At 38.2% G+C, this 13126-nt stretch carries 9 protein-coding genes and 1 tRNA gene; 3 read left to right on the top strand and 7 right to left on the bottom strand.

Annotation, left to right across the window (positions count from 1 at the left end):
* Positions 1 to 141: 141 nt before the first annotated feature.
* The 3 genes from LBE40_RS02440 (at position 142) to LBE40_RS02430 (ending at position 3760) form a co-directional block, all read left to right on the top strand.
* Positions 142 to 216 (top strand) — tRNA-Glu (locus LBE40_RS02440).
* 780 nt (positions 217 to 996) lie between these two features.
* The gene (locus tag LBE40_RS02435) at positions 997 to 2211 is read left to right on the top strand and encodes an NADP-dependent isocitrate dehydrogenase (protein ID WP_004859077.1); all 1215 of its coding nucleotides are present in this window, start codon (positions 997 to 999) and stop codon (positions 2209 to 2211) included.
* 121 nt (positions 2212 to 2332) lie between these two features.
* Positions 2333 to 3760 (top strand): MFS transporter, encoded by a 1428-nt coding sequence (locus LBE40_RS02430; protein WP_004859081.1) that lies wholly within the window; start codon positions 2333 to 2335, stop codon positions 3758 to 3760.
* 24 nt (positions 3761 to 3784) lie between these two features.
* Here LBE40_RS02430 and LBE40_RS02425 read toward each other — a convergent pair whose 3' ends face one another.
* The 7 genes from LBE40_RS02425 to ssb all read right to left on the bottom strand — a co-directional run bounded on the left by LBE40_RS02425 (position 3785) and on the right by ssb (position 12929).
* Positions 3785 to 5011: an MFS transporter gene (locus LBE40_RS02425; RefSeq protein ID WP_040296955.1), complete on the bottom strand. Its 1227-nt coding sequence runs from the start codon at positions 5009 to 5011 to the stop codon at positions 3785 to 3787.
* Positions 5012 to 5667: 656 nt separating this feature from the next.
* Positions 5668 to 6786 carry a tRNA guanosine(34) transglycosylase Tgt gene (tgt, locus tag LBE40_RS02420; RefSeq protein ID WP_004859085.1) on the bottom strand — a complete coding sequence of 373 codons (1119 nt, stop codon included), beginning with the start codon at positions 6784 to 6786 and terminating at the stop codon, positions 5668 to 5670.
* 958 nt (positions 6787 to 7744) lie between these two features.
* Positions 7745 to 8257 (bottom strand): peptidylprolyl isomerase, encoded by a 513-nt coding sequence (locus tag LBE40_RS02415; protein ID WP_004859088.1) that lies wholly within the window; start codon positions 8255 to 8257, stop codon positions 7745 to 7747.
* A 19-nt stretch (positions 8258 to 8276) separates the two neighbouring features.
* On the bottom strand, positions 8277 to 8870 hold the full coding sequence (locus tag LBE40_RS02410; RefSeq protein WP_004859091.1) for a peptidylprolyl isomerase: 594 nt from the start codon (positions 8868 to 8870) through the stop codon (positions 8277 to 8279).
* Positions 8860 to 9378: a pantetheine-phosphate adenylyltransferase gene (gene coaD / locus LBE40_RS02405; protein ID WP_040296957.1), complete on the bottom strand. Its 519-nt coding sequence runs from the start codon at positions 9376 to 9378 to the stop codon at positions 8860 to 8862. Before coaD ends, LBE40_RS02410 begins: the two co-directional genes overlap by 11 nt.
* A 23-nt stretch (positions 9379 to 9401) precedes the next feature.
* Entirely contained in the window at positions 9402 to 12182 is a 2781-nt protein-coding gene (gene gyrA / locus LBE40_RS02400; RefSeq protein WP_004859097.1) for a DNA gyrase subunit A, read from the bottom strand.
* Between the two features lie 228 nt (positions 12183 to 12410).
* Positions 12411 to 12929, bottom strand: a complete 519-nt coding sequence (gene ssb / locus LBE40_RS02395; RefSeq protein ID WP_004859098.1) for a single-stranded DNA-binding protein — start codon at positions 12927 to 12929, stop codon at positions 12411 to 12413.
* Positions 12930 to 13126 lie beyond the last annotated feature (197 nt).

Here is a 13126-nt window from a genome sequence, read left to right as displayed (position 1 = left end):
GATCTTTGAGAAAGTAAAGTACCAAACAGACCTTTCAGAAAAACAAGTAAATAATTCAATAAAACACGTTTTTTTTCAAAAAAATTACGCAGAGGGCTTGCGAAGTAAAAAGATCCTCTCTATAAGCCTCATCATTGGTTTGCGCCCATCGTCTAGCGGTTAGGACGCCGCCCTTTCACGGCGGAAACAGGGGTTCGATTCCCCTTGGGCGTACCATGTTATTTTTTATTACAAGTAATGTATTGATTATTATACCCTTTTTTAACGTGTAAAGCATATAGATGAATGTTTTCAAAATTGCACCTGAATACAGAGAATTATCGAAGTTGTTATGTTATTGATTTTCCTTTCTAAGAAGATTGCTTTAGCACACAAAAATGGAGATCCATTAGATATAAAATCTCTCAAAAATATTATTTCGTAATAAGTTAGAATTTGTAAGCCATGCCAGCGCATATGCCATTATTTTTTAGTCAAACGTAACCCCAACCTTTATGAGTTTCTTTAAACCCAAAAGAATTTTAAGAATTTCCAATAAATCCTGAAAAACTCATCCAAAAATCAGCTTACATGCTCCCTCCCTGATTACAGCTTCTTATCTATTAACATTTGGTTTTTATCTAGACAAACAGGATGCAAGCCTAGAACTAAAATAACAACACAAAGATTTATAGTTTCATTTACCACTTTATTCCCCCCCAATACGATATCTCAAGAAGCCAGAATTAAAATAAAATCTCTGAGAAACAATAAATCCTGCCTATATCCTCGATAAATTTCACTTAATCCTTTTGTTGCATAGGATTTTCATTCAACTACACGATAATATATATTGGTTTTTCAATGAGTCCGTTTCTCAATAAATTTTTTACATCTTGTAATGATATATCATCGATATCTTATTCAGATACCCCTCTATCATCCCTGTTTTTACTTTTCATAATAAACTTGAAAGTGTTATAAAAAATAATATCACTTAAACAAAAAGGACTTCTAATGATAAAGATAAAAGTGGAAAACCCCGTTGTTGAAATCGATGGGGATGAAATGACCCGTATCATCTGGAAATATATCAAAGATAAATTGATCCACCCCTATCTCGACATTGATCTCAAATATTATGATCTTTCTGTCGAAAATCGAAATGCAACAAAGGATCAGATAACTGTCGATTCTGCTCATGCTATTAAAGAATATGGTGTTGGTATAAAATGTGCAACTATCACGCCGGATGAAGCACGGGTTAAAGAATTTAATCTAAAAAAAATGTGGAAATCACCCAATGGTACGATTCGCAATATTTTAGGAGGGGTCATTTTTCGTGAACCTATTATCTGCAAAAATGTTCCACGCCTCGTTCCTAACTGGACAAAACCAATTGTTATTGGACGTCACGCTTTTGGTGATCAATATAAAGCAACAGATTTTAAATTTCCTAGCAAAGGAAAGTTAAGTATTAAATTTGTCGGCGATGACGATCAAGTTATCGAGCATGACGTTTTTGACGCCCCAAGCTCAGGCGTTGCCATGGCTATGTATAACCTTGATGAATCAATTCGTGACTTTGCCCGAGCATCCTTTAATTACGGATTACAGCGGAATCTACCAGTTTATCTTTCAACAAAAAACACAATACTGAAAGCTTACGATGGCCGTTTTAAAGACATTTTTCAAGAAATATTTGATGCAGAATTTAAAGCTGAATTTGAAAATCGTAAATTATATTACGAACATCGCTTAATTGATGATATGGTTGCTTCTGCGCTTAAGTGGTCAGGTGGCTACGTATGGGCATGTAAAAACTATGACGGTGATGTTCAGTCTGATATCATTGCTCAAGGCTTTGGTTCTCTTGGTCTAATGACTTCTGTTCTCATGACACCAGACGGTAAAATTGTTGAAGCAGAAGCTGCACATGGTACAGTAACACGCCATTACCGTCAGCATCAAAGAGGCGAAGAAACATCAACAAATTCTATTGCCTCTATTTTCGCATGGACACGTGGACTGGCGCACCGTGCTAAACTAGATAACAACGAGAAATTAAAAAACTTCACCAAAACATTAGAAGAAGTTTGTATTGAAACCGTTGAAGAAGGTTTTATGACCAAAGATCTTGCACTTTTGATTGGACCTAAACAAAAATGGCTTTCTACAACAGGGTTCCTTGATAAAATTGATGAAAATCTCAAAAAAGCAATGGGCTACTAAGTTATAACTTAATTTAAATTCCAAAGCTCTGCGAAAGGAGAGCTTTGAATCTTCTCTTGGCAAATTCAAATAACTGCCTTATAAGTAAAAGAGGTCAACTCTTTACTAAATAGCAAAAACCGTGAAAAAACAAAGCTGGTCTGCGCTTTTATTGGATAAGAATAGTATCCGCTTTTTAACGTTTATAGGCGGTGTTGTATTGCATGCCACCAACGTTTACATTGTTGTTACTATTTTGCCTTCTCTTATGAGTGATCTTGGCGGTGAATTTTATTACTCTTGGGTAGCGACTGTTTTTATTACAGCATCACTTCTAGGTACTTCACTTGCAACAAAAGTATTAGGAAAAATAGGTCCTCGCAGAGCTTATGCTATCTCTGGACTTATCTTTACCGTTGGAACCTTTATGTGCAGCATAGCTTCAACTATGCCGTTATTTTTAATAGGACGCTTTGTTCAAGGATTCGGAAGCGGTTCCTTACTATCCCTATCTTATTCTATGGTACGTATTGTTTTCAGCCCATCTATTTGGTCGCACGCATTGAGCATTATCTCTGGAATGTGGGGAATATCAACCCTGTTAGGGCCAGCTATCGGTGGCATTTCTGTGTACTATGGCGTATGGAGAGCATCCTTTTGGATCATTGGCGCATTAGCAATAATTTTTTCGCTCATAGCCCTGAAAACTTTACCAAAAGAAAATGAAAGTTTTGTTCCAACACCCCCACTCCCCCTCGCACAACTCCTCACACTCATTTTATTAATTTTTATCATTTCTGCTGGGGGGGCTATGGATACTACAGTTGCAAAAATCTGCGGGCTATTTATCGGATTTAGTCTTCTCTTTGTTCTAGCAAAGATCGAATCATCTGCATTTTATCCTATGTTACCACGCAACTCCTTTTCCTTCTCCTCTGAGTTTTTTCCTCTTTACGCATTGATACTCGTTATGACAACAGTAGTGTACAGTATAGAGCTTTATTTTCCACTTTTTCTTCAAGAGCTTCATGGACAAACCCCACTTATTGCCGGTTATATAGCATCACTTATGAGCTTGGGATGGACATGTGGTTCCCTATCCAGTGCTGGTGTATCCAAAAAAAAAGTTCGCAGTGTTATTGTGTATTCTCCTATATTAAGCCTTTTCGGCATAAGCGGTCTTTTATGGCTCATTCCAACAAAAGATTCCACATCTGAACATATTTTTATTATTTGCTTAGCATTGTTTGCTATAGGGATTAGCGCTGGCATAGCATGGCCACATTTACTAACACGAATCTTGCAATGTGCAAACAATGAGGACGCTCTACGTGCCAGCGAATCTCTTACCTCTGTACAACTATTTTCAGCTGCATTAAGCGCAACACTTGCAGGAACAGTCACCAATTTAGCTGGAATCTTTAATCCTGGAGGGATAGTAGGAATGATTTTAGCAGCAAAAACTCTTCTTATAACACTCATCGGTCTTTTATTTTGTCTTGGTATTCCATTTGCTCTACGTGTTTCCTATAGCATATTTAAAAATCCAACAGGACAATCAAATAACTAAACAAACGAAAAAATGTTTTTTCTCTCAATAACGAAAAAAAGGTTGAGCACGCTTTTCCACATACCACGAAAAGCAAAAAATCAATAATCCACATAGAGTTAAAATACCTCCAAGAACAGCAGTATATTCATAACTATATCCCAAATTCAAAACCCATGCTCCAGATTCTGCTCCAAGAGCGTTGGCAATATTAAAAGCAGATTGCATTAACGCTCCTGCCAAAATTTGTCCATGAAGAGCAACATCCATGATTTTCGTCTGTATAGACGGCATAGCTGCAAAAGAAGTACCAACAAGAAAGCATCCTAATGCTGCCGTTAATGGAGTATAGGATAAAAAGAAAAAGAGAAAAAAAACAGACGCGCTCCAAAACATAGAAAAAAATATCATCGGTGAAGTACCAATTTTAACTGCAAATTTAGGTCCAAAAATATTACCTACCACCATCCCCAATCCAACTAACGGCATAATAAATGGCACCCAATCAAGTGGAACACCAGAAATATGCATTAATGTTGACTTAATATAAGTAAAAACAGAAAATAATCCCGATGCTCCAACTGCAACCATCGTCAAGAGAAACCACACCTGCTTTTGCTTCAATGCACCCAGTTCGCGTAGAGGGCTTGTTTTTGAAATATTCAAACCTGAAGGCAAAAACTTCCAAACAAGCAAACAACATAATAAAGCAATAGCACCTACAAGAATAAAAGCAGTCTGCCAACCAACAAGCTGACCAATCCAAGTTGCACCTGGAGCTCCCAAAACCGTTGCAATTGTTAAACCCAGCATGACATAACCAACAGCTTGGGAACGTTCATTCATTTCTACCATTGAAGATGCAACCAACGTTGCAAGCCCGAAATAGATACCATGCGGTAAACCACTGATAAACCGTAGCGCTACTAATATGCTAAAATCAGAAAAAAAGGCACTGGCAATATTTGCCAGCGCATAAAAAAACATCAATCCTATGAGAACAATTTTGCGTGATAATTTAGCTGTTGCAACAGCTAAAAGAGGTGCTCCAATCACAACTCCCAATGCATAAGCAGAAATATATTTACTAGCTGTAGGAATATCAATAGATGAACTCCATGCCATCTCTGGCTGTAAACCCATTGCAGCGAACTCTGCAGTACCAATAGCAAAACTTCCCACTGCAAGAGCTAAAATTGCCAAACGCCGTGTGCTAGAATTAATTCCTGATGCAAGAATATTTTTCCTATGAGAATTCTTCATTGTCATCATTTCTGTATAGTGCACTATAATCATAAATATCCGTGATATAGCATAAATGAACGCGAATCCTTCTTACATCTATGCCTAAAAACTTCCAATGAAGCATTAAAATATTTTCCACAATGAAAAGAACAACATCTTCCGTTTTTTCATAGTAGTATAATAGAATTTATTTTTTTAACTGCATAGCAGTTGCAATATTCTGTAACTTAAATGGAACTTCAGTTAATAGAATGTCTTTACTAGAAAAAATAAGCTTAGCACTTTACAATATTAACAGTTTGCATTTTCTAGAATTTAATTTAGACCCACTCTCCTTCACATCCACTCCTAAATGAAACATCTTTTGTTAAAACTTCATTTTCAAATGAAAAAAGCACAAAGCACCCTATAAAAATGCAGTTTTCATACTTCTTTAAGAGTTCGCTAACCCCTCATTAACATTGTTGATCTAAACAATCATCAGAAACAGAAGTAAACTGTTCATCTCCGGGTCAGGTAGCGCGTACCGGAGTAACAGTTTCTGTTTACTATTAAAATATATAACCGTTAAAATTATGCATTCATCTTTCAAATCAGTACAATTTTATGCTTTTAAAAAACATTTCTAATTTGATTTTAGCAAAAGCTCTTGACCAAAAATAAATTAAGCTACAACCAATGTCTTATCGCCCTTGCATCCATAAAGCACGTGTTTCAGCACAAAAATCAGCATAACATCCTTCTTCAATCGCATCACGAATTCCTTGCATAAGCTGCTGATAATAAAAGAGATTGTTCCAAGTCAACAACATACCACCAAGAGATTCACCAGATTTGATCAAATGGTGCAAATAAGCGCAACTATAATCATTTGCCGCAGGACAAAGCGACTGTGAATCAAGAGGATATGGATCCTCTGTATAACGTGCATTACGCAAATTAATTCTACCAAAGCGTGTAAAAGCTAAACCATGACGCCCTGCACGAGTCGGCATAACACAATCAAACATATCAATACCACGAGCAACACTTTGTAAAATATCATCAGGCGTCCCTACTCCCATAAGATAACGTGGCTTATCCTCTGGCAAAATCGGACACGTAGCATCCAACACAGAAGTCATAACGCTCTGTGGTTCACCAACAGCAAGCCCTCCAATAGCATAACCTTTCAAATCCATCTCTTTTAATGCTTGGGCAGAACGTTCACGCAGTTTCATATTATCACCGCCTTGAACAATACCAAACAGTGCTTTGCCTGGATGATCGCCAAAAGCTGTTTTACAACGCTGTGCCCACCGTAATGAAAGTTCCATAGCAGCTTCTATTTCTTTTTCACTTGCAGGTAATGCAATACACTGATCTAGCTGCATCTGGATATCAGCATTAAGAAGCTCTTGAATTTCGATGGAACGCTCTGGACTCATTTCATAGTACGCTCCATTAACATAAGAGCGAAAAATTACACCCTGTTCTGTAATTTTACGAATTCCCGCCAGTGACATAACCTGAAATCCACCAGAATCGGTTAAAATAGGCCCAGACCAGCGTGAAAATTCATGTAAGCCTCCTAAACGCGCAACGCGTTCAGCCCCCGGACGCAACATTAAATGATAAGTATTGCCCAAAATAATATCTGCACCAAGAGCACGTATCTGATCCATATACATAGCTTTAACGGTTCCTGCCGTCCCAACTGGCATAAATGCGGGTGTACGAATACACCCACGATCCGTTATAATTTCGCCACGACGCGCACATCCATCTTGAGCAATTTTTCTATAATGAAACGTCTTTATCATCACTTTCGTCTTTTTGATTCCATAAACTCATATGGCTATAGAAAGAAAAGCTATGCCTCTCTTGCCAGATTCGTCATAAACTTTACGGATTGATTTTCGATTCGCTGAATATTGTAATTAGCATAAAAAAATTAAACGAGATAAATAAAGTTTTGCTCTTAGGTAATTACCATAGTAAAAATGATAATCTCATTTCATAAAAATACTGAAATATCTGATAACACAAAATCTTAAGATACCTACGCTCATTGACTATAATTTTAATAACCGCAAAACTGTTTTTTTCAACAGAAACGCTCTTATTTCCACTCACCTTCAACCTTCACTACCAATAATACCTAGAGAATTTAGCATTTATAAAAAAATCTCTAAATATACTATATAACCTCGGATACGGATTACTTTCACAGATAAAAATTACAGGGAATCTGAATATTTTCTAAAGCTGCCTAGTAACTTCCCTGTAAAATGTAAACCAGTAGTGGAGTCTCCTGACCACTTTTTACAAGTGAAAAGAGCTACACATTCTTATCTTCAATATCTTAAACATGCTTTGACAGCAGCATAACAGAAAAATATACATGTTAAAAAAATACATCATCGCCAATATCAATACACCTGAAATACTACTATAGCCCAATAATCTTATATCATTCAAATTGAGACCTCCCCTTCATCAGAAATCTCCTCATATCTGCTTTTGAGAAACACAAAGCAAAATAATTCTTTCATCCAGATCAACAAGGTTTTATGCAAACTGTTGTACTCAACAATTGAAATCTCTAAATTCTACTTGCATAAAAATAAGGTGACAAAGCTTAATGTGGAGAATGAATACATAACCGTAGAATCCTTTTACAGATCCAATCCGCATCAATCATCCTTCATCAACGTAAAACAACAATCAGACAGAATACCTTCACTTGGCGATCTTATAGCTGAAATCAATATAACTATACTATTTTATATCGGCAGCAACTGCAGCTTTAATAATTGCATCAGGCTCTACAACAGGCTCACCGCGTTTAATTTTATCGATATTTTCCATACCTTCAACAACATGCCCCCATATGGAATACTGACGATCAAGCCAAGGAGCATCGGCAAAGCAAATAAAAAACTGTGAATTAGCAGAATTCGGATTCTGGCTGCGTGCCATAGAAACTGTACCACGCTTATGAGAAAGATTTGAAAACTCTGCTGTCAAATTTGGCTTCTCTGAACCACCCATACCTGCACGCGATAAATTAAACTTGTCACCATCCTTTTTACCAAATTCTACATCACCAGTTTGTGCCATAAAGCCATCAATAACACGATGAAAAATAACATTATCATAAGCACCTTCACGCACGAGCTCTTTAATACGTGCAACATGGCTAGGTGCTAAATCAGCAAAAAAATCAATAACAACTCTCCCCTTCGTTGTTTCAAGGATTAAGGTGTTTTCTAAATCTTTAATCTCGGCCATACGGCTAAACTCCTCGCACTCATCTATCAACTTGCAAAGTGGCAGCATTAATAACATCAGGATTTGTTACAGAGCCATTATTATTTGTGGTACCTTTTTTAATTTTATCAACAGCATCCATTCCCTCTATAACCTCTCCAACAACAGTATACTGACCATTTAAAAAAGCAGCATCATTAAAACAAATGAAGAATTGAGAATTAGCAGAATTTGGATCTTGTGCACGTGCCATCCCAACTGTACCGCGCTTAAATGGCTGCTTTGAAAACTCCGCCGATATATTAGGATACTTCGATCCACCCGTGCCAACGCGTTTAGGATCAAAATTCACACTGCCCTTTTTACCAAATTCTACATCACCAGTTTGTGCCATAAAGCCTGGAATAACACGATGAAATACCACATTGTTGTAAGCACCATCCTTTGTTAACCTCTTAATTTGTGCAACATGTTTTGGTGCCAGATCAGGGCGAAGACGAATAACCACATCACCATTTTCGAGAGATAAAACAAGAACATTAGAATTATCAGCTGTATTAGAATCATCCGCTACAGCACTCAATGAAAAAAAACAAAAAATAGATGTCAAAACAATAAAAATTCTAAGGTACACGATTATTCTCTCCTGAAGATTGAAATTTTAAACGCAAAGCTCTAGCAACATTTTCAGGGACAAAGGGTGTTACATCACCTCCCATAGAGGCAATCTGGCGGACCAATGTGGAAGTTATTGCGCGTCCGGAAACACTCGCTGGCAAAAAAACAGTCTGCAATTCAGGAGCCATGATACCATTCATCCCCGCCATTTGCATTTCATAATCAAGGTCCGTGCCATCACGTAATCCACGAATAAGAAATGAAGCACCAATTTCACGAGCCTTATCAATTAAAAGAGTATCAAACGAAATAACCTGTAACCGATCTGAACCTACACTTAATAAATCTTTTCCTACCTGAGTAATTAACTCAACACGCTCTTCAAAATTAAAAAGTGGAATTTTTTTAGCCTGTATGCCTATAGCCACAACAACCCTATCAGCCAAGACAAGACTGCCCCGCAAAACATCAAGATGACCATTTGTAAGAGGATCGAAGGAACCTGCATAAAGAGCAATTTTCATCATTTCACTCCGCTCCTTCAGAACTATTTCTCTTCGCTCACATCAACCGTACCAGAATGTTCTCCAGCTTCATCAATTAATTGGCTATCATCTTCTTCAGATTCAGAAATACGCTCAACAGACACAACTTTTTCACCTTCGGCTATATTGAAAATTGTCACCCCCTTAGTCGAACGACCAGCTATACGAATACCATCAACAGGGACGCGAATAAGCTGCCCACCATCTGACACTAACATAATTTGATCTTGCGCCTTTACTGGAAAAGCCGCCACTAATTTACCAATTTCAGCCGTCTTAGTTGGATCTGTTGCACGAATCCCTTTTCCACCACGACCAGAAATCCGGAACTCATACGAGGAAGACCGCTTTCCATAACCAAACTCGCTCACTGTCAAAAGCATTTGTTCACATGCATTCAGTTTTGCATAACGCTCATCTGACAACTCTGTTTCAGCTCCCGTATCTTCTTCATCAAGAGCTACAATATCTTCAGCATCGCCACTAGCAGCACGCCGTTCACTCATCACACGTTTGACGTAAGCAGAACGCTCAACCGACGTAGCTTCAACATGCTCTAAGAGTGTCATCGAAATGACTTTATCACCCTCAGCCAAATTGATACCACGTACCCCCACTGAATTACGCCCTGCAAAAACACGAACATCAACAACTGGAAAACGAATACATTGCCCATTAGCCGTTGTGAGAACGACATCATCATGTTCTGTACAGGTTTCAACAGAAAGAATTTCATCTCCTTCTTCATCAAGTTTCATTGCAATTTTACCATTACGATTAACCTGAACAAAATCTGATAATTTATTACGACGCACAGTCCCACGCGTCGTTGCAAACATAACATCCAATGCACTCCAACGCGCTTCATCTTCTGGTAAGGGCATAATAGTTGTTATGCGCTCACCTTGCTGTAAGGGAAGCAAATTAATCAGAGCTCGCCCACGCGACTGCGGCGTACCAAGAGGCAAACGCCAAACTTTTTCCTTGTAAACAATTCCACGCGACGAAAAGAAAAGAACAGGCGTATGCGTATTAACCACAAACAATCGAGTTACAAAATCCTCATCCTTCGTAGACATACCAGAACGCCCTTTACCACCGCGACGCTGCGCACGGTATGTATTGAGAGGAACACGCTTAATATAACCACTATGACTAACCGTTACCACCATATCTTCCGGTGCGATCAAATCTTCGCTATCCATCTCAGCGCTACCAAACCCAAATACAGTGCGTCTGGGCGTTGCAAACTCCTCACGAAGAACTTTTAATTCATCCTTAACAATACCCATGATCCGTGAACGCGAAGCCAAAATATGAAGATAATCGGCAATATCCACTCCAATTTTATTCAATTCATCAGCAATTTCATCACGCCCAAGTGCCGTCAACCTTTGCAAACGCAATTCCAAAATAGCACGCGCCTGTTCTTCAGATAAATTATAAGTACTATCCCCATGAATAATATGACGAGGATCATCAATAAGTTTAATCAAAGGCGCCACATCAGTAGCGGGCCAGCGGCGTTCCATTAATTGTGCACGCGCTGTCTGAGGATCAGGAGCTTTACGAATGAGCGCTATAATTTCATCAATATTAGCAACCGCAAGTGCAAGACCAACCAAAACATGTGCACGCTCACGCGCTTTACGTAAAAGATATTTTGTTCGCCGACTTACAACCTCTTCTCGGAAAGAAACAAACGCACGAAGCATATCAAGCAACGTCATCTGTTCAGGCTTTCCCCCATTCAATGCAACCATATTACAACCAAAGGAAGTTTGCAGTGGTGTATAACGGTATAATTGATTTAAAATGACTTCCGCAACAACATCTTTCTTAAGCTCAATAACAACGCGATACCCATCACGATCAGATTCGTCACGCAAATCAGAGATTCCTTCGATACGTTTATCGCGCACCAATTCGGCCATTTTCTCAATCATCGTTGCTTTATTAACTTGATAAGGTATTTCACTCACAATAATTGCCTGTCGACCATTGCGAATTTCTTCAATATCAACCTTAGCACGCATAATAATTGAACCACGCCCTGTTTCATAAGCCGAACGGACACCAGAATGACCAAGAATAATACCACCAGTGGGAAAATCAGGACCAGGAATGATTTCAATTATCTTATCAAGTGTTATATCGGGATTATCAATTAAGGCGATACAACCATCAACGACTTCACCAAGATTATGGGGAGGAATATTGGTTGCCATCCCTACAGCAATACCACCTGACCCATTGACCAAAAGATTAGGGAAACGCGCTGGTAAGACAACCGGTTCACGTTCACGCCCATCATAATTATCCTGAAAATCAACAGTATCTTTATCAATATCAGCCAAAAGCTCTTGCGAAACTTTTTCCAAACGACATTCTGTATAACGCATTGCCGCAGGTGGATCACCATCAACAGAACCAAAATTTCCTTGACCATCAATCAGCGGATTTCTTAAAGAAAAGTCCTGTGCCATACGCACTAAAGCATCGTAAATTGACGCATCACCATGAGGATGAAATTTTCCCATAACTTCACCAACAACACCAGCAGACTTACGATAAGACTTATTAAAAGAAAGCCCCATTTCATTCATGGCATGAAGAATACGCCGATGAACAGGTTTCAGACCATCACGTACATCCGGAAGTGCACGCGAAACAATCACGCTCATCGCATAATCGAGATAGGAGCGTTGCATTTCATCAATAATGCTGATTGGCTCAATACCAGTCAGCACATCACGTTCTGGTAGTGGAGTAAGATCGGTCACTGCTTCAAGACTTTCAATAAAGAATCACTTCATTTTGTTTATATCGAAAAACACATCAAAATGCCAATTTCTCTGCCATGACAGAAAAGAAATTTAACAATAATTTTCAACATGTTATTTATTTTATTAAAAAGCACAAATAAAATGAATAGGACTTAATTTTGCTAAACTTTAAAAAACTGAAACAAACACCCAAAAAATGATAATAATACCACACTTTAAGGATTCTTAAAAAGGTACATCATCATCCAATTTGTGTGAAAAACTTTCTCCCGATTGGCTATTGCTTTGATCAAAAGCATTTCTCTTATTTGAGCCATTATCACCAAAACCACCACTAGTATAACCACCACTCGCCTGATTCGCTCCTTGGATTTGCTCCCCACCAGCAGCTCCACGCCCATCAAGCATTTGTAATTCACCACGGTATTTTTGCAAGACAACCTCTGTTGTATAACGGTCATTCCCATTTTGATCTTGCCATTTTCGTGTCTGCAACTGACCTTCAATGTAGATTTTACTGCCTTTTTTTAAATATTGCTCTACAACTTTAACAAGATTTTCATTAAAAATAACTATACTATGCCACTCCGTACGTTCTTTTCGCTCATTTGTATTACGATCTCGCCAGCTTTCTGAAGTAGCAATACGTAAGTTTGCCACTTGATCACCAGAGTTCAAACGGCGGATCTCAGGATCCGCACCAAGATTACCAATCAAAATAACTTTATTAAGGCTACCAGCCATCGCATAAACTCCAAAATCTTAATTCGCAAAACGATCTTTGCCGTATAACGGTTACCATCTTGACCTTGCCATTTGCATATTTACAATTGACCTTCAATATGGATTTTGCTACCCTTTTCAAGATATCGTATCGTGCAATTATAACAAAAAATGATAACAACGCATAGTTTATTCCATCATCACCGAATAAAAAGCTG

The sequence above is a fragment of the Bartonella taylorii genome (assembly GCF_023920105.1).
In the GTDB taxonomy this organism is placed as follows: Bacteria; Pseudomonadota; Alphaproteobacteria; order Rhizobiales; family Rhizobiaceae; genus Bartonella; species Bartonella taylorii.
Note: the sequence above shows the minus strand (reverse complement) of the source record. Positions and strands in the feature narration are given on the sequence as shown.

Excerpts from the sequence above, each read along its gene's own strand:
- LBE40_RS02435 (WP_004859077.1), top strand. The coding sequence starts at position 997 with ATGATAAAGATAAAAGTGGAAAACCCCGTTGTTGAAATCGATGGGGAT.
- LBE40_RS02425 (WP_040296955.1), bottom strand. The coding sequence starts at position 5,011 with ATGATGACAATGAAGAATTCTCATAGGAAAAATATTCTTGCATCAGGA.
- tgt (WP_004859085.1), bottom strand. The coding sequence starts at position 6,786 with ATGATAAAGACGTTTCATTATAGAAAAATTGCTCAAGATGGATGTGCG.
- LBE40_RS02415 (WP_004859088.1), bottom strand. The coding sequence starts at position 8,257 with ATGGCCGAGATTAAAGATTTAGAAAACACCTTAATCCTTGAAACAACG.
- coaD (WP_040296957.1), bottom strand. The coding sequence starts at position 9,378 with ATGAAAATTGCTCTTTATGCAGGTTCCTTCGATCCTCTTACAAATGGT.
- ssb (WP_004859098.1), bottom strand. The coding sequence starts at position 12,929 with ATGGCTGGTAGCCTTAATAAAGTTATTTTGATTGGTAATCTTGGTGCG.